The 24,979-nt window shown below is 43.0% G+C and carries 16 protein-coding genes and 1 pseudogene; 2 read left to right on the top strand and 15 right to left on the bottom strand.

All coding sequences use genetic code 11. The features are described from left to right. Window positions 1–36 precede the first annotated feature (36 nt). A complete protein-coding gene (locus DWW52_RS01285; RefSeq protein WP_118714272.1) occupies window positions 37–1,161 on the top strand; it encodes a sensor protein KdpD in 1,125 nt (374 codons plus the stop codon). Window positions 1,162–1,212: 51 nt separating this feature from the next. Continuing rightward, window positions 1,213–2,928, top strand: coding sequence for an ATP-binding protein (locus DWW52_RS01280; RefSeq protein WP_118713666.1), 1,716 nt, complete (start codon window positions 1,213–1,215; stop codon window positions 2,926–2,928). Between the two features lie 94 nt (window positions 2,929–3,022). Here DWW52_RS01280 and ybaK read toward each other — a convergent pair whose 3' ends face one another. The 15 genes and pseudogenes from ybaK to DWW52_RS01205 form a co-directional block, all read right to left on the bottom strand. After that, window positions 3,023–3,505, bottom strand: a complete 483-nt coding sequence (ybaK, locus tag DWW52_RS01275) for a Cys-tRNA(Pro) deacylase (protein WP_118713665.1) — start codon at window positions 3,503–3,505, stop codon at window positions 3,023–3,025. 106 nt (window positions 3,506–3,611) lie between these two features. Beyond that, on the bottom strand, window positions 3,612–6,905 hold the full coding sequence (locus DWW52_RS01270) for an ABC transporter permease subunit (protein ID WP_118713664.1): 3,294 nt from the start codon (window positions 6,903–6,905) through the stop codon (window positions 3,612–3,614). A gap of 293 nt (window positions 6,906–7,198) precedes the next feature. After that, window positions 7,199–8,848 (bottom strand): metallopeptidase TldD-related protein, encoded by a 1,650-nt coding sequence (locus DWW52_RS01265; RefSeq protein WP_233556636.1) that lies wholly within the window; start codon window positions 8,846–8,848, stop codon window positions 7,199–7,201. A gap of 165 nt (window positions 8,849–9,013) precedes the next feature. Further along, window positions 9,014–10,729, bottom strand: a complete 1,716-nt coding sequence (locus DWW52_RS01260) for a TldD/PmbA family protein (protein WP_118713663.1) — start codon at window positions 10,727–10,729, stop codon at window positions 9,014–9,016. 732 nt (window positions 10,730–11,461) lie between these two features. Beyond that, entirely contained in the window at window positions 11,462–12,022 is a 561-nt protein-coding gene (locus tag DWW52_RS01255; protein WP_118713662.1) for a YdeI family protein, read from the bottom strand. A gap of 24 nt (window positions 12,023–12,046) precedes the next feature. Continuing rightward, the gene (locus tag DWW52_RS01250; RefSeq protein ID WP_118713661.1) at window positions 12,047–12,361 is read right to left on the bottom strand and encodes a HigA family addiction module antitoxin; all 315 of its coding nucleotides are present in this window, start codon (window positions 12,359–12,361) and stop codon (window positions 12,047–12,049) included. A gap of 6 nt (window positions 12,362–12,367) precedes the next feature. Continuing rightward, a pseudogene (locus DWW52_RS01245) lies at window positions 12,368–12,688 on the bottom strand (type II toxin-antitoxin system RelE/ParE family toxin). 145 nt (window positions 12,689–12,833) lie between these two features. Further along, the gene (locus DWW52_RS01240) at window positions 12,834–13,517 is read right to left on the bottom strand and encodes a fibrobacter succinogenes major paralogous domain-containing protein (protein ID WP_158582448.1); all 684 of its coding nucleotides are present in this window, start codon (window positions 13,515–13,517) and stop codon (window positions 12,834–12,836) included. Between the two features lie 18 nt (window positions 13,518–13,535). Next, window positions 13,536–14,441, bottom strand: coding sequence for a hypothetical protein (locus tag DWW52_RS01235; RefSeq protein ID WP_118713659.1), 906 nt, complete (start codon window positions 14,439–14,441; stop codon window positions 13,536–13,538). A gap of 17 nt (window positions 14,442–14,458) precedes the next feature. Continuing rightward, on the bottom strand, window positions 14,459–16,027 hold the full coding sequence (locus DWW52_RS01230; RefSeq protein ID WP_118713658.1) for a RagB/SusD family nutrient uptake outer membrane protein: 1,569 nt from the start codon (window positions 16,025–16,027) through the stop codon (window positions 14,459–14,461). A gap of 12 nt (window positions 16,028–16,039) precedes the next feature. Further along, entirely contained in the window at window positions 16,040–19,597 is a 3,558-nt protein-coding gene (locus tag DWW52_RS01225) for a SusC/RagA family TonB-linked outer membrane protein (protein WP_233556634.1), read from the bottom strand. A 146-nt stretch (window positions 19,598–19,743) separates the two neighbouring features. After that, window positions 19,744–20,895, bottom strand: a complete 1,152-nt coding sequence (locus tag DWW52_RS01220) for a FecR family protein (protein WP_118713657.1) — start codon at window positions 20,893–20,895, stop codon at window positions 19,744–19,746. A gap of 66 nt (window positions 20,896–20,961) precedes the next feature. Beyond that, window positions 20,962–21,531 carry an RNA polymerase sigma-70 factor gene (locus DWW52_RS01215; RefSeq protein ID WP_118713656.1) on the bottom strand — a complete coding sequence of 190 codons (570 nt, stop codon included), beginning with the start codon at window positions 21,529–21,531 and terminating at the stop codon, window positions 20,962–20,964. A 167-nt stretch (window positions 21,532–21,698) separates the two neighbouring features. Beyond that, a complete protein-coding gene (locus DWW52_RS01210; RefSeq protein ID WP_118714269.1) occupies window positions 21,699–22,892 on the bottom strand; it encodes a thioredoxin fold domain-containing protein in 1,194 nt (397 codons plus the stop codon). A gap of 19 nt (window positions 22,893–22,911) precedes the next feature. Further along, a complete protein-coding gene (locus DWW52_RS01205; RefSeq protein ID WP_118713655.1) occupies window positions 22,912–24,978 on the bottom strand; it encodes a DPP IV N-terminal domain-containing protein in 2,067 nt (688 codons plus the stop codon). Between the last annotated feature and the right edge of the window lies 1 nt (window position 24,979).

Raw genomic sequence — 24,979 nt, 5'->3', positions numbered from 1 at the left:
TTCAACGTAGCATATTTTTTGCTGTTTACTGGCATCATGGACAAAGAGCAGAATGTTGAACATTTTTTGGACCTCATCCGGAAAGCCCGGAGAGGACATTTAAAAATATATATCGGAATGATTGCCGGAGTCGGAAAAACGTACCGGATGTTACAGGAAACCCACGACCTGCTCGCCGCCGGGGTCGACGTGCAAGTCGGTTACGTGGAAACACACGGACGGGGTGACACGGAAGCCAAACTGGAAGGACTTCCGGTCATTCCCCGCAAAAAACTATTCTACAAGGGTAAAGAAATCGAAGAAATGGATTTACAAACCATTCTCCAGATTCGCCCGGAAGTGGTGATCGTCGACGAACTGGCGCATACCAACGCCGAAGGCAGTGTCAACGAAAAGCGCTGGCAGGACGTGCTCGATCTGCTTGACGCTGGAATCAACGTGATCACGGCTGTCAACATCCAACACATCGAGAGCCTCAATGGCGAAGTGCAGGATATCGCCGGAATCGAGGTCAAAGAACGTGTCCCGGACAGCGTGCTGGAACAGGCGGATGAAGTCGTGAACATCGACCTCACGGCCGAAGAACTGATTACCCGCCTGAAAGCGGGTAAAATCTACCGGGCAGACAAGATTGAACGGGCCTTATGTAATTTCTTCAAGTCGGAAAACATCCTGCAACTACGAGAACTAGCATTAAAAGAAGTGGCCTTACGGGTAGAAAAGAAAGTCGAAAACGAGGTAGTCGAGAACATCGGCCTGCGTCACGAACGCTTCCTCGCCTGTATCAGCAGCCAGGAAAAAACGCCCCGCAAGCTGATTCGCAAAGTGGCTCGCCTCGCCACCCGTTACAACAGCAAATTCGTGGTACTTCACGTGCAAACCCGCAAAGAAAGTTCAGACCGGATTCCATTGGCGAACCAACGCTACCTGATCAACCACTTCAAACTGGCATCCGAACTCGGCGGGGAGGTGTTGCAAATACAATCGGACGACATCATCGGGACGATCATCCATGTATGCAAAGAGAGACAAATCAGCACCGTTTGCGTGGGCAAACCCAACATACACCTGTTCTCGTATCTTCGCTCCGCTCTTCGATACAAGAGACTGTTGGACAATCTTGCCGCCTTGAACGTGGATTTAATCATCCTCGGTTCATAAACCAACGGGTAAATATTGAATATTTCATTAAATCGAATTAAGTTTACAGGCATGAAAATAAAGACTAAATTAACATCGGGGATCGGACTCCTTTTCATTATCATCGTGTTACTAGGAGCTTTGGCCATTAGCTATATTCATAAACTATCCGATGACACCCAAAATATCCTGGCAGATAATTACAACTCGCTGGATTACGCCAAGGGGATGCTCCACGCCCTTGACAACCTCGAAACCGACCGGGAAGCCCTGAATATATTCATGGAAAACCTAGAGAAACAAAGCCGGAATATCACGGAAATCAACGAGGCCGAAGCAACTGGGCGGCTCGCTCGTCACTTCAAATTGCTCGACGAGGCACCCAACGAGAAGAACATTCGCCAACTCCGGTTGGACCTGAACCAAATCATGAGTCTGAACATGGCCTCCATTCAGCGCAAAAGCCTGATCGCCTCCGAAACCGCCTACAACGCCACGTTGTGGATTTCCATTATCGGAACATGTTGTGCCGGCGTGGCCCTCGTCCTGCTCGTCCTGTTCCCCTCCCAGATCACGAAACCGATCAGCGAACTAACCCAAGGAATATTGGAAATAGCCCGACGCAACTACGGGAAACGGTTACATTTCCACTCCACACAAGAGTTTAACGAAGTGGCAACCTCTTTTAATGACATGGCCGAACGACTGGAAGAATACCAGCAAAGTTCGTTAGCCAGTCTGTTATCCAGTAAGAAATACATCGAGGCGATTGTCAACAGCATCCACGAGCCGATCATCGGTCTGAACCCGAATCGGGAAATCCTTTTCGTCAACAACGAAGCCCTCGCCGTGCTAAATCTCAAACGAGAAAACATGATCCACCAATCCGCCGACGAGCTATCATTGAAAAACGATTTATTACGTCGCCTGATCCGGGAACTGGTACACCCCAACGAGAAACACGAGCCTTTGAAAATATACGCCGACAACAAGGAGAGTTTTTTCAAAGCTATATATGTTCCGATTAAACTGACGGAAACGGAAACAGAAGGAGAGAAACAAGTCGGCAACGTGATCCTGTTAAAGAATATCACGGAGTTCAAGGAATTGGATTCTGCCAAAACCACGTTTATATCCACTATCTCGCACGAGTTAAAGACCCCAATCTCCGCCATCATGATGAGTCTGAAACTCTTGGAAGACCAGCGTGTGGGTAATCTCAACGAGGAACAGCAATCCCTTGCCGACAGTATCAAAGAAAATAGCGATCGGCTTCTGAATATCACGGGAGAACTACTCAAACTCACCCAAGTCGAGACCGGGAAACTGATTTTAAGTCCCAAGATCACGAAACCCATCGAATTGATTAATTACGCGATCTCGGCAACGCGGGTACTTGCCGAACGTTTTAAATGTAACATCGAAGTGGAGTATCCCGAAAAGATACACAAACTATTCGTGGACAGCGAAAAGATTGCTTGGGTCATCACAAACCTTCTCTCCAACGCCATCCATTACTCGAAAGAAAATTCCCGTATCATCATCGGCGCACGAGAGATTGACAACACAATCCAGATATTCGTTCAAGACTTCGGGAAAGGCATTGATCCCAGATATCACCAAAGCATTTTTGATCGTTATTTCCGTGTACCGGGCACGAAAGTACAAGGTAGCGGTCTGGGCTTAGCCATTTCCAAAGACTTCGTGGAAGCCCACGATGGGAAAATATGGGTAGAAAGCGAAGTCGGCAAAGGCAGTCGGTTCACCATCGCATTCCCCGTTCACTAAAACTACGCTCACACGCCACGCTTTTAATGTAAAATTTAGAATGTAGAATTTAAAATGAGAAAGCATTAACCTGCAACTCGCCGAAGGCGACTCCTCAATTAATCAGCGATATCACCGTCGCCCGGACATAACGAACCAAATCCTTCGGATCTATTCGAATTTGCAAGCCCCGGATCCCGGCGCTGATATAGATATACTCGAACTGCAAACAGCTTTCATGAATAAACGTGGGAAAATCTTTCTTCATCCCGATCGGCGAGCAACCGCCCCGGATATACCCGGTAACGGGCAACAACTCCTTCATCGGAATCAGATCAGCTTTTTTATTCCCGGAAGCTTTGGCCGCCAACTTCAAATCTACCTCGTGATCCCCTGGAATAACGCAAACAAAATAACCGCTCCGATCCCCGTGTAAAATCAATGTCTTGAACACCTGTTCTATATTTTCCCCCAGTTGGGCTGCCACGTGCGTTGCCGCCAGATCATTCTCATCCACCTCATAAGGTATCAACTCGTAAGTGATCTTTGCCTTATCCAACAAACGTGCGGCATTCGTTTTATTTATCTTATCTTTCATTATACCCGATTTATTACGACAAAAATAATAAATCAACCTCGGTTATCCATACTATTTAATTAAAATGGTCACAATAGGTTCTCCTACTCTCCACCAAACAACATTCCTAATTCCGAACAGGAACCCATTTCACCGCATCGGCAAAAATCAATTGTACGGCCTCGGACTCCCAAGCATAATCCTCATTTTTTTCAAAGATCAGCGAATCGCCCCCCTTATCGCTCAGAAACACGCTGTACTCTCCGGCATCAAAATCATATTTCCCTAAAGAAACCCACCCCAGTTCCTCCGAATCCGGTGATACTTCCACGTCAATCATCCCCTCACTGGAACCAATTTGATAATAAAGACGGGCCCCCCGGACAAACGACGTTCGAGCCGGAGTCGTTTCAACTTCCGGAATATAAGCAAACACCTCGTATCGTCCCGGCTTATCAATTTTCGCCTTCCATTCAACCTTTGTCTTTCCATTCCCGGCCACTTTATAATAAGCACTCTTCACGATATCCCCGTAACACTTAGCTTCCGTGACTAACGTCCAACGTTCATGATCATATATATAGTTATATTTCCTCGTATCCGTCTGTTTCGAAAAATAAGCCGCCAATTTCTCCCTCCGTTTCTTCTCGTGAATAACAAATCCCTCGTCCCCGTTATCCACTACAATCCCCGGCTCTTTGCGGGTAAAAACCGAACTGTCTGTATCCCAGACTCCCGTTCGTCCGTCTTCTGTACGAGATAAGGACTTCGGGCTAAACTGCATCCTGCTCTCCCCGGGAATATTCTGACAAAGGTTCATTTCGATGAAAAAGTATTCCGGATCATCCAATTTATTCCGAATCTCCTTACAACCATGAGGCGGTATCAAGAAACTGCGTTTTCCAGACCCGTACTCGCCGTCCCCCATTGAATAAGTATTAACCTCCAAGGTCACGACAGCCGGCACGGAAGAGGGATTATACACTTTACAACTCGATATATATTCCTCCTCATCCTCTCCCCCGTGCAGTTCGATCTGCATATCCCGAACAAACAACACGGGTAATTCTTTCATGTCATAGTAACAATCCAGAATTTCCCGAAGATTCAACTTGAAATGCTCGTTGAACTCCCGCTCGAAAACCTGAAAGTCCGGACCGGAATGCAAGTACCTTTTTTTAAACCCTTTAGCAAACTCAAACAACTCCCGTTCTCCCACGAGTGCCTGCAAATGCTTCTCTATCTGCGCGAACTTCCAATCCAACAATATCCGTAAATGATGGTATTTCGTTTCGTTATCCTCTAACGCATCCCGTAAAGACTTTTTCTCCCAGTAGGCCACGATTTCAGGGTACTCGATTTCGTCTCCCAGATATACCCTCGGCTTCACCCCCAGATTGATCCGGGACAAATCATTCGCAACTCTCCCGAAACCCGGATATTCATCCGATTGCAGGATTCCCCCGAAATCATCGAACATGACAGAACAATCAAAAGGACCGGTCGATAAATTCACCATTAACAGATTTTCAAACCCGTCCCGCTCCAATTCAAAACGATTTCGGTCATCCTCCTCGCCAGGCCAATATTCCACGTGTGAATAATATCCAAGATACATTCTCTCCGGGTAGAACAATATCTCCGGTTGCACGAATCCACTTCCTTCCACTCCTTTTCGCTGGTACGGAATAAAATTCACCGGAGTCTCCACAACCGTAAATTTCCGGTAAGGATAATCACTATCCCTCATTGCCCGGATATGCCCCACCGGCTCCTGCACAAGCAATGTCAGAGAATCCCCGGTCGTCGTATAATCCTCCAAGAAAAAATCATGTCCCGGGAAATAAAACAACTCCAATTGCAACGAATCCACCACGACATTTCGCCGCTCGTAATTACCGATACTCAAACTCAAACGAGGCAACCGCTCTTGATTTTTAAAGACAACCGTATCGCCTCGCCTGTCCGCTTCTCCCTGCGAGATAACAACTCGTTCCCCCACGTTCCCGACTTTCAAAGAATAAAGCGTGAAATCATACCGATGACTTAACGGTACGTTTATATTCGCGGGAGGCTCACTAACCGGATACCACAGGCATTCCGGAAAGAGCAGCGTGTAATCGTCCCCGACACGGGCGTAATTTCCTCCATGCCGGAACACCTGATGATAAACCCGGAAAAAGTTCATTAACCGGGTATCGTGAAACTCCTCGTCCGTCAGTTCCGGGTAACAAACCGCCTCGTCAATCACCCCCTCGTACGTCATGCGTAAAACAATCTCTTCTCCGGGTTGTAATCCTTTCTCCACGTGAACAACCTGCTCTTCACGGTTGTAGGCCACCCCATTTCCCTGTCCGTCCGTCAGGGTCGTTACCTCCAGACCGGGATTCAAGTAAAATAACAGGCGTTCCAAAGGAGTGTTACCCGTGTTTGCCACCTCCAAACAACTCTCTCCCGTCACACGTTCACCCGTCTGTTGAAAATAAATATCATGTGTTTTGACGTGACACCCTCTCCCGCTTTCGTACTTTTCAAACACGGCCCGGTATACATTTCTCCTCGCGTTTATCTCTTGAAATTTATCAAAATACCCGTATCCTAAAACAAACCCCAGCAACACGCAAATCACCCCCACGACCTGCATTACCCGGATCGTTCCGACCCGTTCCGACAAGCGCTTCATCATTCCCATGGACAACAGGATCAACCCCGTTCCACACACAAAAAACGCACCTCGTTGCAAAGCAATCCAAAGCGGTCGGGACAAACCCGTGACATCGGAAAACAAGAGCGGCAAATTTCTTCCCCAAGGATCAGCCACGCCCCAGAACAACCCCGAAGCTCCAAAGTAAAACGCGGCGAATATCCCCAACAAGAGAAGAATCGCCACGGCATGATTCCTGACCCGATTCGCTATTACCAACGCTATTCCCAACACGAAAAACAAAGTGGGTAGGGTTACCACCAACATATATATCAAATAAAGTCTCAACTGGAAGGTCCCCAGTTCCCCGAACAACAGATGAATTAACATCCCGGCACCCATCGTCAACACGTTCAGCAACAAACAGACTTCGATAATCCCCAACACCTTTCCCGCTTGATAAGCCAGATTACTCACCGGTCGAGCCGAAAACACCACATTCGTTTCCAAACGTCGATCCCGCCACACGAAATCTATCCCGATAAAAATCACGACAATCCCCTGTACCAGGTTATACACCCAAGCATTCAGGAAAGGAATAAACGAAGGTAACGCCCGATCCGTCCAATGCCATCCGCCCAATCGTTGCCCCTGCCATCCCCATTGCATACAGGCGATCCCCCCGACCACGCAAATGGCAAAAATCCAGAATAATTTATTTCTTATAATCAGTCTTCGCTCGTAACGAGCTACCAAACGAATATTCTCAAACGCCATACGCAACGCATTTTAGTCAAAAGTCTATAAAGTCCATAAAGTTTATAAGGTCCATAGACCCCTGCGGGGCGCTCAGTACACGGCAGCTTAAGCTACCAAAAACTCAGTCCGAAGGCCCCCGTGACTTTACGGACTTTATAAACTTTCGACTCAAAGGTATCATTAAATAACAAAAGCTAAAAACTAAAAGCCAGTAAATATTCTGAACTTTTAGTTTTTAGCTTCTGAAATCAAATTGACTCACGGATATATTCGTAATGCCAACTTGTTATTCGCAACCCGCTGAAGACGATCTATCTTTGTAACGGGAATTTCAATACCGGTTCTTTCTCTTTTTTCGGTTCCGATTTGTTGATCTCCACGTCTTCTATCAACACGGAAGCCGGGTAAATCAGCGAAGAAAGCACCTGACGGTTCAAAATGTAATTCGATACATTTTCCTTGCTCGAAATATCCAAAACCCGCTTGATCTTTGCCAAATTGATAGCGGAAACATCACCGAAACGAACCTGCGTTTCGCTTCCGTCCTTCACGTCCACTTTATAGATACGTGAAGCCGGTCCAGCCAACCCGCGTACGATATAAGCGTAATCCAACCCTTCATCTTTAGCTGCTTTAATCAACGCTTTTTTCATCTTATCCTGTTTCGTACCCTTATCCACCTGAATATGAATCGTACCCGGAGCCGTCACGTAAACGATGTCACTTCCGGACATCACGAAACGAGAACTTCCCGTGGAATGTTGAGTTTTCAAAGAAGGTACTCTACCATTCAACATCTGGCGCAAAATACCCTTGTCAACCAACGTCATTTCCTTTTCCGGAACAACGCCCTCGGCATCAATCTCGTAAGCACCCAACAACGGGATTCCGTTATACTTATCCAAAGTTGTATAATTCTTAACCGTCAAACGGTTATCCACGATCTTTCTTCCGATACGACCTTCCAATGTTCTTCCCGCAGGTTGCCCGATAGCTTTGCGATAGGCAAACAATCCACCTTGATTCAATAAATTATTCGTGAAAATACTGGACGAAGCCCCATCCTCGAAAAGAACCGGACCCGAATAGAATTCTTCAACCACCGGAGCATTTTTCAACTTGATCAGCCCTTCGGCAAAAGCAGTTACCTTTTTCTTCAGATCCTCCAAAGACGGCATGTCCTGCGGACGAGCCACCAAAATAGAAAGCGCATCCCCGATTCTTACCCCGTCTTCGGTCGTCACGTATCCCTGTGCAAAAAAGTTAGCATAGGAAACCGGTTGTTTCATTGTTACGTCCTCGCTTGTTTGCTTGTAGACTTCCATATCCAAACCACTGATGCCTACCGAAGAGTTATATATTTCCTTGTAATTCTTGAAAATAGCGGAAAGCTCACGAATCGTATTCTCCCACTCTTTCAAATTAATCTCGTAAGGAACTTTACTCTCCACGATCTTCGTGATCGGCTCGGCCTTTACCAAATCAGGCAACTGAGCCTCTTCCGGGGTCTGCGGATTTGCTTTCAATGCGGCCTCTTTCCCAGCAGACTCCCGCAATGCCATCTTGTAGGCAACATCGGATACCAACCAGAAATTACGACGAATCATATCGTAATCCGCCTCTCCGGGCATACCCACTTTATAGAATTGTCCTATATAACGAGAATCGCTGGTATTATTATAATCTCCCAACAACAATTGAGTAGACCCGATTCCTCTCCAAGGCAACTCTAACGAATTCGTGATAGCCCCCAGCACGCCTACCACCTCAAACTGACGGTACATCCCGAAAGAATAAGACAAATAAAACGGTTTGTCCATCCCCGGCAAAGCCAATTCCGCCTTGTTTCTTTGCAATTCATCCTGCATGGCCTTAAAGATCGTCTGATCTTGTTGATTTTGTGCAACCACTGGCCCCACCAGCAGAAAAAATATCAATAACGATAATATATATCTCATCATCTTAATTTTAGATTTAATGATTTTAGATTTTAGATTCAAGAATTCCGTGTTTCGGAGATTGCCGATTCCGTGATTCAGCAGCACAAGCTGCTGTCGACAATGCGCCCCGCAGGGGTCCATGGACTTTATAGACTTTATAAACTTTATGGACCTTATGAACTCTTTTTAGTTTTTAGCTTTTTCCCCTCCCGGCGGTGGTAAAATCGGTAAAATATCCTGTGATTTCGCTTTTCTTTGAGTCTCCACCTTGTTTACCAGAATGGTCGGGGAAATAGCCGTTACAGGAATTGAACCCGATTCGGCTCCACACATACCCGTGAACACGCGGGCATCATTTCCGGCATAGATGATATTAGAGAACATCGAAAGCGGGGTCCCGATCAGATCCACACCACGCACCAATTGATCCGGACGTCCGTCAGCAAACACCTTGTACACTTCCAACGGGGTCACGTTGAATGAATTGGTACCGCCTTTTCCGGTAAATGTAAATCCGCTCGTTACCTCTTTAAAGAAATAACCGTATTCTTTATCTTGTTTCTTCACCTCTTCGATCAATAACTGACGCAACTCCTCATTCGTCTTCGGGTTCGAAGTTTCAATCACCAGATTGGACTGACGGGATACCGGATCAAACGCATCGCTTGCACGCGCGTGTCCGTTCGTACGGGGATGGCCGTCAATCGGGGTACGTGTCATCAGGAAGTCATTCAACTTACCGTTCACCACCACGTCTACCCGTTCCGCTTTCACACCCTGATCGTCATATTTGTAGAATCCGTTCAAATCTTCCCCGGCATATTTCCGAATCGTCGGATCATCGTACACGTGCATATCCGCGGGCAACACCAACTGACCGATCATCTTTTTGAACGTCTGCCCATCGCTCTCGCTCTTCATACGTTGACCTTCAATCCGGTGACCGAAAATCTCGTGGAAGAACACGCCGCTGGCAGGACCGGACAACAAAGCCGGACCCGTATACGGGTCAACCACGGGAGCCACGCGTAAAGCCTCCAACGTTTTCACCATCTCTCTGGTATCAGCAATAATCCGATCATTTCCGGGAAGATCAGCCGGGTCATAAGCGAAGTAAGATAAGTTCAACGGTAACTCCATACCATCATCCGCTTTCGTTTCCCCGAACACCATGATCCGGGCGTACGGCAAATTCTGAACGACCTCGGTTCCCTCATTATTCACGAAATAACGTCTCTCCACCGTGTAAATCATGATTGCATCCCCTTTCATAATTCCGGGTTGATTCTTGAACACGGCCGAAATCTCTTTCATGCGGGCAGCCCACAGATCCCTGTCTATCGTCATTTTCTCAGCCGGTAGTGGGGCCTCGTAATATTTTTCTACCTTAGCTTCCGAAAAATAAGGAGCTTTATCTTCCTCTTCCACGTTTACCGAACTCTGAGCCTTCGTTTTCTGGTACATATCCACGGCAAACTTATAACGATTGTTCACCTCGTTCCAGATCGCTTGACGCACAGCATCCTCGTTGTTCACCTCATCTAACGGTAGACGAGCCGAAGAAGGGCCTTGATATTGGGACATCGGTGCCCCCATCTGACTAAATCTGAAATTATCGAGTTTTTCATCCCCTAAACGAATTTGCGGAACTAATGTCCGGGAGCGATACTGCTGACTATTCATCAACGCCCCGAATGATGCGGACACCACGGAAGACGTCACGTCAATCACCCTGTAATTCATGTGATACGGGGGAAATTCCTCTCCCTTTAGTTCTTTCATCTGTTGAGCCAACTCTTCCTTAAGCAGTCCCAACAACTTATCCTGTTCTTGCCCGTAAGTCTTGGGGACAATCAACAGGGAAAGAAAGCAACTAAAAATAACTAATACTGTTTTTCTCATGTGTAATTGTTTTAATCATGTGAATAAAAAAGATCATTGAAGATCACGCACTATTTTCGCAAACAAATATAGCACGAATCTCTACTGTTACAAAATACTAACAATTTAATTTTTTGTTAAAAACAAAAAGGAGGTGATTTCCCGTCACGGTACTCTCACCTCAAAAGACAAATTAGAATTCAAAAATATTACACTTACGTGTAACTATATCTTATCAAAAACGTTTGCTTAAGGAAGCCTCCGGATTATTAAACTCATGTCAATTCGTTTTAATAAAAAAAGTGTATTCACACTACCGGAGGCTTTTGCCTTCTTGCGCGATACACTTCTTTTATATTTTTCGAATTGACTAGACAAAGGTAAATATTTCCTTCTCAAAAACCACAAAATAACAAAAAAAATTACACCTACCCTCCTACATTTAACATTCCAACATTCGGCTTCTTACACTATACATCAACTAAAACACGCCATCATTTACCCCTAATTCACTTAATCATAAATAAATCCATCAAATATATCTGTCAATACCCCAACCCGAATATCCATAACGGAATCTGAATAAATAACCTCATTTCTCACTTACTCCTAAAAGAATTGCATTTTTTAAAATACAAAATAAACCCGAAATTGTATTCTTTAAAATACAATTTACCTCAATACAAAATCAAAAATGTCAGTTTATACTCTATTTACGGATATTACAATTCTTCATGGGGAAACCCAAACTTTTCACATCGGCTTTAAGTTCTTATTGAGGCGTTCGACCATCCATGCCAAACGCTTCTCACGTCCGGCATCCGTTTTCGCATCCAAATAGGCCCGTGTATACGTCCTTTTTACCGACAAGGACATGGTTTGAAAATTTGTACAGGCGGGTTCGTATCCTTGTAATAACGTGGTTACAAAAGTTACCTGCTCCTCTGTAACAACCGGGGCTTTCGGGGCATCCCACTGACCGTTTTTCCGGGCTTCCTCTATTTTCTTCCTACCGTAGTCAGTCATTATCCCTCGTTTCTCAAGCTGTTCAATCAACGCTTTATTCTTCTCTGACCACTTGCTGTTATCCCTGCGTAAAGAAAAATACTTTTTATAGGTCTTATCATCAAGACTTTGCATTTGCCCGTCAATCCACCCAAAACAAAGCGCTTCTTCCAGCGCTTCATCCGCTTTTACCGTCTTTGGCCCGCCGGGCTTACCAAACAGAAGCCACACGCCAGCATTCGACAAACAATTATCACTCAGCCATTCTCGAAAGTCATTTCTATTAGCAAACTCTAGTATTTCATTCATATAAGACTTCGGTTTTGATTCTTACTATAATAATGAAGCACATATATTACGCAACTTCTCAAACCGATCGATATTCTTTTGATCTTTTCTTGCCATTTGAAGATTATAACGTGTCTGCATATTCACGAGAAGATCAGCACTAATACCAATAGCAGCCTCCATTAAAAGAGCAAATTCCGTAGACATGGGGCGTTTACCATTCAGAATATCATTCAGCATAGTATACGAAACACCAACAACCTTAGCAAAACTTTTCTGAGATATCCCCCGGTATTCTAGTTCTTCTTTCACGATCTCCCCCGGATGTGTCGGGATGAAAGGTTCACCTAAATTTCCCATAATACTTTATTTATAATGGTTTGTTATTTCTTTAATTGTACAAATAGTAATAACTGGTTCGTTTTCTGTATCTATCGTAACCATAAATTCCAATCGGTACTGATCATTTATCTTTATCGAAGAAATTCCTTTTTTATCTCCCTGCAAAATTTCATAATTTAGGGAATTAATATTATAAAGATCTTCAATACGACAAGCTTCATTAAGAGTGACTATACGCCTAATATAATTCTTTATTACTTGTGGTTGAAAGCGATGTTTTTTATCACTGCATTTTCCTTTTTAATATAGCTCTGACAAATACTCTTTCTCGAACTTGACGATCATTGGCTATTATTTTTGTTATACAAAGCTATGATTTTTCTCCGGGAATTCAATTTCGAGCCAAATATATTTACTAAATATTACAAAATAATGATGCAAAAAACGAGATTCTTGTAAAGAATCTCGTTCACAACATGATATCTCTCATTCATTGAGCATCCCGACAACACCGCACATTTAGCCAATTGGTTTTCATTGTACTCGCCCGAAATACCTGAGTTGAATTATAAGCGACCTTACGATAAAAAATAAATCCACTATTATTAGGGTCTTCCGTTGCAGTCCAAAAGAAACCATAAACACCACGGAAACGCCAATGCTCGGTATAAGCTACCGTATGCTCAGAATAAAATCCTCCCGCAGCTAATTGAATTCCGGTTCCTTCATCCCCCTGTTGTAACAATTCCCCTTCATAATTTCCCCGGAAACCTTCGGCAGCAATCTCTTTAGAACTCATACCCAAGGCCATTTCCAATTTTTGCCAATCCTCATCCGTTGGTAAACGCCATCCTTTTGGTGCCACCAAAAGGGCAGCATTATAATCATACCAATACCCGTATTTCTCGTACATAGCCTCCTGCATTGATCCTTCCCCGATAACAGCATCATCTTCATATTTCCCGTATAAACCAGACTCCGGCGCATAACGCATGTTACTAGTCATCCATTCCAGATCCCCATATCTTACCCAACCATATTCCGTCCCATCACGTTCATCCACGTAAACACCCGTGGCATTAGGTTTTATAACTGGAATCTCTTTATCTTCTTCATCGCATCCCCAGATCAACATTAACCCAAGAAATACATATATAAATAATCCTCTATTCATAATTTCCATTTTTACTCATTAATCGAAGTTCAATCCTAAATCAACCAACACCCTTTTCATCTCATTCCATTTTGCCACACAAGCCGGATAATTTCCATTTTCAGCCATGAATTCTTCTTCTGTCATGGTCAATAAAGCATTCACATAACTAGCCTGATCCTCCGCTTTCGAAAACCACACTCGCACCGTTCCCATTAACGGGTTAGACCCCAAAAATCCCACTATTCTAATATCACTTAACGGCCGAAAAATAGACCACTGTTCGTAATACCCCTCCGCATAAGAAAAAAACTTTTCAAATTCAGACTCATCTACCTTAGAAATACTATTAGAAACAATTTGTCGTAAAACAATAGCCGCATACTCTTGTTTCTCCTGTTCACTCATATTCAAGACATCCCTGAAAGACACGGCCATACTATTCCATCCGGCTATATAATCCATATCCTCATCCACCAATTCATATTGATCTCCATCCAAACTGGCCTTGTAAGAATCTATCCGCTTTACTAATAATAGCGAATACGGATAAATTTTCGGGCTAAACGCACTAAGAATTCTTGCTTTCATAAATTCGACAGCGGCTCTCTGAGATTCTATATCTCTTAAATAATCAAAAAGATACCTCTGTTTTGTCATTGATGTCAAATAATAAGAAAAATCGACCTTTTGTACAAAATAAACTTCATTGCCATAACGATCTGTTCCCCTGTACTCGTTTCTCAAAGTATCATTAAAAAGCAAATGAATACCCATTGTCTCTTCAAACTCTCTACGCAATAAAGATTCGGGATCATCTGCATCTTCTGGGACCTCGTAATAATTATCCTTCAAATTCAGGGGCTGCACTTCTTCCTTTTCTGAACATCCGGGAAATAGAGATACACACAAACACCCCAGTAATATATAATATACAAGTTTCATATTCACATGTTTAATTATTAATTTAACGGCTCTATTTTATAACTCCTTACAGGATGAATATTATTGGGCATACCTGTATGATACTCCAACACCTCGTGAGGAATAGGTAACACGTAAGCCGGATCATTTTTCTCCAACTTGTAAATTCGTTTTTCTATCTTCTCATCAGAAGAATAATCCTTATAGACATAATAAACCTTCTCGATCTCCTTAGAATAAGGATATTTCTCACATACCATATAACGTCTCAAATCAAACCAACGATGTCCCTCCAGACACAATTCCCGTCTACGTTCTTCCCGAATCTCATTCACAAGTTCCTCTCCCGTTTTTTGAAGCGGGATATAATTTTCACGCTCAAATCGCTTAACTCGTAGTTGTTCCAATAATTCCAAAGCCGTTGTCTCATCACCCAAATAAATTGCTGCCTCCGCCCCGTTCAGAAAAGCCTCCGCATTCCGGAACAAAAAATTATCTGAAACTTCTACTTTTCGACCTTCATAAGCCAACGCATAATTGTAATAATAGACAGCCGCAGGATCGTTATTTGCAAACGAGGAACTTTCAGCTATTTTAGCATACCCGACAAAATCATTATATGTCCAGAAAAAAACAGATTTCCTCAAGTCATCTTCGGCATAAATATTATACTGTTCGCGCGATACCTGAAAACTCTTGTATTGATTGACTGTATTGTGAGTAATAGCGTGACCTCCCATAGAAAAAATAGTCTCGACAGAATTTTTAGACAAAAATCCACCAGAAAAGCCATTCAAATCCAGCAAATCAGATCTCACGGAAACTACTTTTTGAGCATACTTTAACGCCTGTTCCCAATCTTGTTTATACAAATAAAAACGACTCATCAACAAATGCACAGCCGTGCTATCAGCCTGATATATCGTCCCCGGAAGATTAGCTTTTCCCAAACATTCCTCGGCAATTTTCAAATCCGCTTCAATCTGTTTGTAAACTTGAGCCACGCTCTCCCGTTGAAAAATAACATCCTGAATCTCCCCCGTGAGTTTTAAAGGTACCCCCAAATCAGCATCTGCCGTAGATGCCTCGTAAGGCTTCCCATACAAATTTACTAATGTAAAATAATAAGCCCCACGTAAAAAATAGGCTTCTCCTTTTACTCGCATGGCTTCTCGTATATCATTCTCACTTCCTCTCGTATATTCATCAATCAAATCAATAACATTATTTACCACGTTTATGTGATAATACAATTTCGTCCAATCCTTACTTTCATCCGCGTAAGAAGAACCTGATTCATCCACCCCACAACGATCTTGCCAAGTATAATATCCAAAGATAGCATCCCTACGATTAAAAGCACTGGAACCAAAATCACTTTTTTCACATTCTTCGGTTTCATCCGACATATAGTGAATATAAGGATAATAACTAGCACCATTCTCCAACGAATAAGAAGCATTCACATTCATATATCCTTCCCCGATCAACAATTCTTCAAGATCTTCATATCCCCTGACTTGAATCGTATCTTGCGAATATTCTTCCAAGAAACTACAACTTCCTAAAAAGAAAAGCATTACGCTACATATAATAATATATTTCATAATATCCTATTATTAAAATGAAACATTCAACCCTAAAGAAATTGTAGGACGTTCTGACAATTGCACCTGATTAAACACGCTTTGTGTCGGAGTTTGTCCTTTCAATTTTTTCGAACATATTGTAAACAAGTTCGTTGCCGAGATCGTGGCTTCCAAACGAGAAATTCCAGCCGCCTTCAACCATTCATCCGGTAATACATACGCTAAACTAACATTACTACATTTCAAATAATCGGCACTTACTACTCGAGCATCACAATAATCATACATATCCCAATAATTATCAGCAACAAACACTCCTTCATAAGAACTATTTACTGACCAATGCCGACTATAAACACCATATCCCGGATCCGTTGTACTAAGAATAGCCGGAATAATAGTTTTTTTCTCATCCCCGGGCACTTTCCAACGATTTAATAATGCTCGACTCGCATTGTATTCCGAATAGATATTCCGGTTATCCGAATCGGTGATTGTCTGGGCAAATACTCTTGATAAACGCAAGCTGGCCCCCAGGCTATATGCCAAAACCACACTAGCACGTAAACGTTTGTAACTAAAATTATTATACAAATTTCCAGATATAGAAGGATCACGTTTCCCCGTCGCCTTTAGCACAGTTGTATACGTGTCATACTTATCCAGATTCTTCAAAAAGTCGATCCGATCCGAATAATCATCAAACAGAGGTCCTCCATCCAGAGGGTTCAAACCAACAAAACGATAGGAATAAAAAGTACTAACCGCTTTTCCTTTTACTAAAGCCGTCCCGGTCAAAAAATCAGACAATTCGTGTACCTCCGCATTGGGCTGGGTATTCAATTTATTTTTAGTCTTAGAAATCATCGTTGACAACGACCATTTAAAGTCACGCGTCTTTACTGGTACCAGATTTAATGAAATATTGTAACCGGTATTCAAAATCTCTCCGGAATTTATCACGTATGAATTCTGTCCGTTCACGTTAGAAATCGGTTTATTCATAAAAGCATCCTTCGTACGCTTACGATAGTAATCCCCACTAATTTGAATTCGATTATCCAAAACAGATAACTCCAAACCCATATTAAACGATCCTGTTCTCTCCCATTTCAAATCAGGATTCGGGTAAGAAGACACAGATGAGGTAAATTTGTCATAATAAGTATCTTTGGGATTATTGATAAGTAATAATTCCGGACTTTGTCCATCCAACATATTTCCCTGATAACCATAAGACATCTTTAAAGACAAAAAATTCAGCCAATCACTCTTTAAAGCCGGTAACTCTGATATATTAAACGCACCCGATACAGCCCATACCGGTAATAACTTCTCATTGCTACGGCTACCAAATTTATTGGAACCGTCATAACGAGTATTAGCATTAATACTGAATAAATTCTGATAACTATACGTCAAGGTGATATAAGCACCTATCAAATTGGTTAAATTATCCGTAATTGTCGGGACATTACCCATTACCCAAGCATTATAAGTAGCATAATCGGAAGATGAAATGTTGCTGGCAAATTTTTTACCCCGGTCTGCATAATATCCGCGAGTTATATTTTGATATCCCTCGTAACGAGAAGATGACATCTCGTATCCAAACGTACCATTCAAATTATGCTTATCTTCCTGCCCGAAATATTTATTCAAATTTACCTGAAAACGTAGGGTATAAGTTTCATTCCGGGTGTTTTGTGCTGTCAATTCTCCCCCATAAGGCATAAGACTTCTAGCCGGAGCTGTCACTCCATAATCTGATAAACGTAATGTAGCCGCATGCCAGGTTTTCTCCCCCCAATAACTTTCCGCATTCACATTTGACACCGCATAATTAAAAAGGATATTAGCATTCAAATAATCCGTAAATAAAAAATTTAACTGAGTACTTAAATTAAAATTATTATTATCCTGAGAAGTATAACTCTCTTTTTTCTCGTTTAAAATATTAAAATTATAACCATAACTGGAATTTACATTCTTCTTATAATAGCTTAATTCGCCATTCTCATCATAAGGAGAAATCGTTCGACTGGCCATATAAGCATAATTGATAGACCCTATTTCACTTTGTTCATAATTTCTTTTACTAATACTAGCATTAAAATCAATTGCTGCAGTCAACCACTTGTAAAGATTCGCATCCAAGCTCAAATTTCCGGTATAACGAGAAATACCCTGATCCTTAATCACGTCATTATCTTGAGAATACCCGACAGAAGAATAATAACGTAAAGCCTCCGTCCCCCCTGAAATGCTCAACGTATGATTGTGGGAAACCACATCCCGTGTTAGAATGTCAAACCAATCCGTATTATTATTCTCCAATTTTTTCACTTCACGGGCAAATTGATCATCATCAAGAGCTCCCGCATAAAGCTGTTGAAGTAAATATTCATATCCAATCACGGTCATATCCGACGGATACACGTAAGACTGAGATACCAACTCCCGGGACAAATCAACCCTTTCTTTAGAAGTCATCAGATCTATTTGACGATCGCTATAACGAGGACGACGTTTGTAGGTCGCAGTGACATTATACCGCACCAAAGGTTTTCCTATATGCCCTTTTTTCGTGGTAATAACGATTACTCCATTAGCAGCACGAGTTCCATACAAGGTCGTCGCAGCCGCATCTTTCAACACGTCTAAACGTTCAATATCCTGTGGATTCAAACCTGCAATTGCATTCCCGATCCGGTTCACATAATCCGGGTCATTCAAAACATCCGAATCCAAAGGAACCGGATCATTAACAACAACTCCATCAACCACCCATAAAGGTTCCCGGTTACCTATTAAAGTTGAAGTTCCACGAATCCTCAAACGTGGTACAACACCAACCTCCCCGGAATTCGTGGTTAACATTAGATCCGGGATACGTCCCTCCAGCATCTGATCAATGGATGTTGCTCCAGGAATCATGATATCATCCATTTTCACAGAAGTAATAGCACTTGTCAATTTTTTTCGATTGATCACCTGATAGCCCGTCACAACCACTTCCTCCAGATCTTCTACATCCTCTTCCAGAACAATAACTAATTCCTGCCCTGTTTTAAAAGCAACACTTTTCTGTTTAAACCCAACAAAAGTAAATATCAACCTTCCCGTATCTTGAGGAACGACAACTGTAAATTTTCCTTGATCATCGGTTGCCGCACCAACAAGAGTTCCGTCCACACGAATTGTTACACCAGGTAACGGTTGTTTCTTCGCATCAAAAACCCGTCCTTTTATAGTGTATGTTTTTTTTACCGAATCTCTCATTACAACATGCATAGGACGAATAATAAATACTCCGTTCACGTAAGCATAAGTCAAAGTTTTCCCACGAAAAGCCTCTTGTAAAATTTCTTCCACAGTTGCATTTTTCATCTTCATGCTAACAGTCCCATTACGCTCGATTTCTTTCAAATTATACAAGAAATCAACCTGCACATTGGATTTGATCATTTTGATCAACTCCTCAATAGAGACATCCTTTACCGAAATATTCATTCTCTCTTTTTGCGAATAAACTGCCGCAGAAAGTTGCATACAACCTACAAAAAACAGCATAAAAATCCATTTCATAATTTGCACGATTTTTCTAATACGAATTACCCGCCATGGAATTCGCCCATTTCGATTTTTTTTCATACATTTGTTTTGCTTAAAATGTTAATATTACATTTTTGACTGATTTAGAAGATTAGCGCTGGAACGCTAATCTTCTTTTTTTATTTCACAACAATCATGTTACCACGTATTTCAAATTGTACATTAGTTGTCATTTCCAACATTTTCAAATGTTCTTCTATACCATCGTATTTCTTCAAATCCCCGGTAAATAACTCATCCTTCACGGTAGAACGCTGATAAAAGATATTCACATCGTACCAACGAGCTAAAGTCGTCAGGATGTCTTCCAGACGCTCCCGTTCGAAAATAAACAAACCATCTTTCCAAGAAGTATACAAAGCCGTGTTTACCTGTATTTTGTTCATTTTACCGGAACTTCGATCCAGTCGGGCCTGTTCTCCCGGTTCAAGCAACATTTCCTGATCTTCTTCCAGAATCTTCACACTTCCACGAACCAACGTAGCTTCCACACATAAATCGTCCGGATAATTCTTCACGTTAAAAGCTGTTCCCAGAACCCGGACGGATAAATCACTCGTCTTCACCACGAACGGACGTTTCTCATCCTTCGCCACGTCAAAATAAGCTTCTCCTTCCAAAATGACTTCTCTCTGTCCGTCCCCAAAAGCCACAGGATACATGAGCTTGGAATCGGAATTCAAAAATACCCGTGTTCCATCGGACAACGTCAGATTGTACTCCCCTCTCCGGGGTACGAACAACTCGTTCATTTTTATTGCTTCACCCGTCTCCTTAAAATCATACCTTAACCCCGAAGAATCAATTTTCAAATAAGCTCCTTCATTTAAAACGATTTTCTCTTCTATGGCATCGCCTAATGCCATTTTAGTACCATCGTCAAATGTAAGGATCGCCTTTTTCTGACCGGGAGTCAAAGAAATAATTTCTGCCACAGGCTCCGTTTCCCGTGCCGGAGTTTCCATCCACCAATAAACCGACACGCTCAAAACAATCGGTAAAGCCACAGCCGCAGCTAATCGTACATAATATCTGATCCTCCGTCTCTTCGGATGTACACGTTCGGTAAATCTCCGAAAAGCAGCCTCACGGTCGTACTTTTTCAGTTCTCGCATCACGTGTGTCTCCCGCTCACCTCTCATCGCACGCTTAAAAAGTTCCCGGTTCTCCTTTCCTTTCAACCAGTCTCTCAACTCGTGTACTTCATCCTCTAGAATCGTGTGCGTTCTGAATTTCCGAAATAAACTCGCAATCCTGTTAAAATCTTTCATAATAGATTCTATTTCTATTATAGAAACACAGATTAACAAAACAGGGTGATACTTTTGAAGAAAAAATTATAAAAAAGTAAATAAAAACATCCAGCTCTCCCTAGACAGTTTCTCCCGCAGGTAGACGTAAGCCTTCTTTTTCAATGTTTTAACCGTATTCACGGAAACTTGTAAGGCTTCGGCAATTTCCTCGTTCTTTTTGCCCTCCATTGTCATTTCCACAATAACACGACGTTGCTCCGGCAAGGAATTCAAAGCAACAAATATCTGACGATAATATTCCTCCTCGATCAATAACTGCTCATTATCCGGAGTTTCAAATTCCAACACGTCCCCCAACCGATTGATTAACTCTTCACCCCGTTTTTCCTTTCCATCCCGAATATAAACGAGACACGCATTATGAACCGCACGATAAAGATAAGCCGATAAAGCCTTCAAATTCTCAAAACCACCCTCCCGTTCCCATAATTTCACGAAAATCTCCTGCACAACATCCTCTTCATCAATGAATTCTCCCACGAATTGCCTCGCGTAACGACATAAAGAAGGATAGTAAGTATCAAATAGATACTTAAAAGCCCTATCGCTCTTTTCATTTATCCCGTTAATTATTTCATCCGGAGATTCGTACATATATCATAGTTTGATTTGACAAAACTATAAAAATATCCCGAAACACAAAAAGCCCAACCATCCATAAACACAAAAAAGCCCGCAAAGTCAACATTTACAGAGGCGGACTAGGCAACGCAAATTGTTATAATTGACCTTACGGACTTTTTTACAGGCTAAAACCCGAACTATTTTTTATTCCTCATTTCCCGAAGATAATTTTCAGCCGCCTTAGTGGAAGCCTCCGCTCCCGCAGAGTCTCCTATTTTTTTTTGTAAAAACGCTTTTACTCTCATCAGATTCGATTTATCAAGAGGTTTCGTATCTTGAACCATAAAACGATCTATCCGTTGAATTCCTTCCTCCACCAATGCCTTATCCTCACTATTCCCTAACAACCGTATGTTATCCCGAAAATAAGGTAATTCGGCCCCATTTCTGAACAAGTTATAGCTGAACACCTCATCCATCTTATTCAACATACCCCGGAAATCACCCTCGCGTACATAAGCGGCCGTGTACAAACCGGCCAATCCGGCAGGAGCCGCGTAAAAATCAATACTCATCAGGTAATTGATTAATTCTTGATTACCTTTCTCGTCAAACGCTTTTTTCTTCTTCGGACTCCAGCCAGTCAATTTATCAACAGCATTGTAAATCACTTTCTCCAATTTAGCATCTACCTCCTTTCGTCCAATCGTGGCATAAAACTTCTCCCGTTCTGCCATTACCCGTTTCAACAAAGGGCACAGGGGATCGCTCACGACACGCTTGATCATTTGCCAATTCTCCCGCATCACCAGACTATCCACGGGCAGAGGGTCCAGATACTCGCAAGCGACACGAGCCGCCTCATCCCGCGTGTATGCCGAGAACAAGACTCCCGCGTAATCTCTTATAAACTCGCCGTCCCGTTCCCCGTTTTCATAACGTTTCACCATGCTACGGAGATTATTATCCGGATCTATGGCCAGTTTTCCCCCGGCAATCAACCATTCGGGCGAACCGGCTCCGACCATTCGATGCAAAACTTCACCAGACGTGGGATCAACAAACACCAAGGTAGGGAAAAAATTTACCCCGAATTGTTTTTTCAACACCACCCCATCGGCCTCTTTCTCCATATCGAATTTAGCATTAACGAAATTAGCATTAAAAAAATCAGCCACCTTATCATTCGTGAATACGTCTTTCGCCAGCATTTTACATGGTCCACACCACGAAGTATAGCAATCTACAAAAATCAATTTCTTCTCCTTCTTTGCCTTCTTGACAATTTTTTTCCATTCTTTTGTCTGCTCGAAATTTATACTCCGATTCTGGGCTGTCGCATTCATCACCACAACAGCTATCAATAATGTAAATAAAATCAATCTTTTCATCTTTCCTATCATTTGGGAGCTATTCATCTTCCCGTTTTAAATATCGTTCTTTAAAATCACGCAAATCCTTCAATGTAAATTTCATTTTTCTCATCCACCCATGACGTTCACCGGGAAAAAGCATCAACTCGAACTCCTTATTCATCTGCTGAAGCGTATCCACCAGTTGCATGCTATTCTGCATGTGCACATTATCATCCATCATCCCGTGAACGATCCGCAACATGGCCGGACCTCGCGACTGGTACCGATCAAGATAAGTAAAGACGGAAGCCGCCCGGTATCCTTCCGGGTTATCTTGCGGGCGATCCATATAACGCTCCGTGTAATGCGAATCGTAGAGCATCCAGTCCATCACCCCGAATTTGGCATAACCGTATTGAAAGTACTCTGCCCCGTAAGTCAACGCCAATGTCGTCATGTAACCGCCATAACTACCACCGCTAATCATCACGCGGGTACTATCCACGTTCGGATAAGTCCTCAACAATTTCACCCAGGCAATATAATCCGTCATTTCCCATTTACCCAAGTTCCGGTGCATGTAATTCATCCCCGCTTTTCCACAATGTCCCGATCCCCGATGATCCATGACCACACGGATACAATCCGCATCCCTTGTGCTACTCGATGATGACCAGTAATCACTCACAGAACCATGGTTAGGACCACCATACACGTGAATATCCAGCGGATAGCGCTTCCCTTCCTTCATCCCGGAAGGCCAATAGATAATGGCCGGAATTTTAAACCCGTCCTCTGTTGTCAACCACAACATCTCTTTCCGTTCCACTGTCTTCGGATCAATACCCGGATCATTCAAATCCCCCAACACATTTACCTTTCCGCTTTTCACGTTTACCAATCCCAGACGAGTCGGGGTAGATGAGTTATCGTAACAGGTCATAAAATAACGATTATCCGGCGATAGCATAATATTTTTATGGTTATATTCCCCGAACGTTAGTCTCCGCTGGTTCTTTCCATTAAATCCAACACAATAAAAGTCATTCCGTGTCGAAATCTCACCTTTCGAGGTAAAATATACCTGACGGTTCTTCTCGTCGATACGCGTGATCTTCGTACCCCACATTCGGCCTGATGTCAATTTCTGCTTCAACGAACCGTCAGAATGATGCAGATAAATCTGCTCCCACCCGTCAAAATCCCGGATCATCATAAAACCATCTTTCACCCAGTGCAAACCTTCAATCCACTCCACCCAAGTCGACTGCTCCTCGTTATAAATTTCCGTTTTGCTCCCGGTAGCCGGATCAATATCATATAATTTCAAGTTATTTTGTTCCCTAGGCATCCACTGCACCAACAACCCGCTCCCATCCGGACGCCAGAAAGGCGTACCGAAATATTGATCGTTTTTCGGGTCGAACGCCGCCCAGACAACCGATCCTCCCTCCACTGGCACGATACCCACGCTCACTTCCGGGTTGGGATCTCCCGCCCGCGGATAACGATTGACTTCCAGTTGCCCGTGCTGTCCCTTCACGTTATACAACGGGTAAACCGGTACTCTCGAATCATCACAACGCAAAAAGGCAAGATTACGACTATCCGGAGACCACCAGAAGCTGCGGTAATTACTACCACGTCCTAGAATCTCCTCGTAATATACCCAGGAGGCATACCCGTTCTTGATCACGTCCGAACCGTCCGTCGTGTACCGGATTTCACGCCCGGATGCTACTTCAATCGCGTACAGATCGTTATTTCTGGTAAAAGCAACCCATTTCCCATCCGGTGAAAGCACGGGATTCTTTTCTTCAGCCATCGTGCGGGTCAACTGTTTTGGGCTACCGTCGGGGGCGATGTAAACCACCTCCCCGTCCGATACCTTTACCATAGCCGCAGCCTTTCTTGCTATCGGCGTGTAAGGGGTACGTTTGCCAGTCACCACATCCACGGCATACAGGACACTCTTTTTCCCCTCCCGTACCTGCTCGATATAATGTCCCGCATCTTTCCAACCCGTTATCGTCGGTAAGCTTTTCTTCATCCCGACCTGCTGTCCGCAACAAACACTTCCCAGCACAACCAACGCTCCCGCTATCAATAAACTTTTCAGCATG

The sequence above is a fragment of the Odoribacter sp. AF15-53 genome, from assembly GCF_003479425.1.
GTDB lineage: Bacteria > Bacteroidota > Bacteroidia > Bacteroidales > Marinifilaceae > Butyricimonas.
Note: the sequence above shows the minus strand (reverse complement) of the source record. Positions and strands in the feature narration are given on the sequence as shown.

Bases quoted from the DNA above. Each gene is read 5' to 3' on its own strand.
- DWW52_RS01220 (WP_118713657.1), bottom strand. From the start codon at position 20,895: ATGAAAGATTTTAACAGGATTGCGAGTTTATTTCGGAAATTCAGAACG.
- DWW52_RS01250 (WP_118713661.1), bottom strand. From the start codon at position 12,361: ATGGGAAATTTAGGTGAACCTTTCATCCCGACACATCCGGGGGAGATC.
- DWW52_RS01230 (WP_118713658.1), bottom strand. From the start codon at position 16,027: ATGAAATATATTATTATATGTAGCGTAATGCTTTTCTTTTTAGGAAGT.
- DWW52_RS01215 (WP_118713656.1), bottom strand. From the start codon at position 21,531: ATGTACGAATCTCCGGATGAAATAATTAACGGGATAAATGAAAAGAGC.
- DWW52_RS01225 (WP_233556634.1), bottom strand. From the start codon at position 19,597: ATGAAATGGATTTTTATGCTGTTTTTTGTAGGTTGTATGCAACTTTCT.
- ybaK (WP_118713665.1), bottom strand. From the start codon at position 3,505: ATGAAAGATAAGATAAATAAAACGAATGCCGCACGTTTGTTGGATAAG.
- DWW52_RS01235 (WP_118713659.1), bottom strand. From the start codon at position 14,441: ATGAAACTTGTATATTATATATTACTGGGGTGTTTGTGTGTATCTCTA.
- DWW52_RS01285 (WP_118714272.1), top strand. From the start codon at position 37: ATGGACAAAGAGCAGAATGTTGAACATTTTTTGGACCTCATCCGGAAA.
- DWW52_RS01270 (WP_118713664.1), bottom strand. From the start codon at position 6,905: ATGGCGTTTGAGAATATTCGTTTGGTAGCTCGTTACGAGCGAAGACTG.
- DWW52_RS01265 (WP_233556636.1), bottom strand. From the start codon at position 8,848: ATGATGAGATATATATTATCGTTATTGATATTTTTTCTGCTGGTGGGG.
- DWW52_RS01280 (WP_118713666.1), top strand. From the start codon at position 1,213: ATGAAAATAAAGACTAAATTAACATCGGGGATCGGACTCCTTTTCATT.
- DWW52_RS01210 (WP_118714269.1), bottom strand. From the start codon at position 22,892: ATGAAAAGATTGATTTTATTTACATTATTGATAGCTGTTGTGGTGATG.
- DWW52_RS01260 (WP_118713663.1), bottom strand. From the start codon at position 10,729: ATGAGAAAAACAGTATTAGTTATTTTTAGTTGCTTTCTTTCCCTGTTG.
- DWW52_RS01240 (WP_158582448.1), bottom strand. From the start codon at position 13,517: ATGAATAGAGGATTATTTATATATGTATTTCTTGGGTTAATGTTGATC.
- DWW52_RS01255 (WP_118713662.1), bottom strand. From the start codon at position 12,022: ATGAATGAAATACTAGAGTTTGCTAATAGAAATGACTTTCGAGAATGG.
- DWW52_RS01205 (WP_118713655.1), bottom strand. From the start codon at position 24,978: ATGCTGAAAAGTTTATTGATAGCGGGAGCGTTGGTTGTGCTGGGAAGT.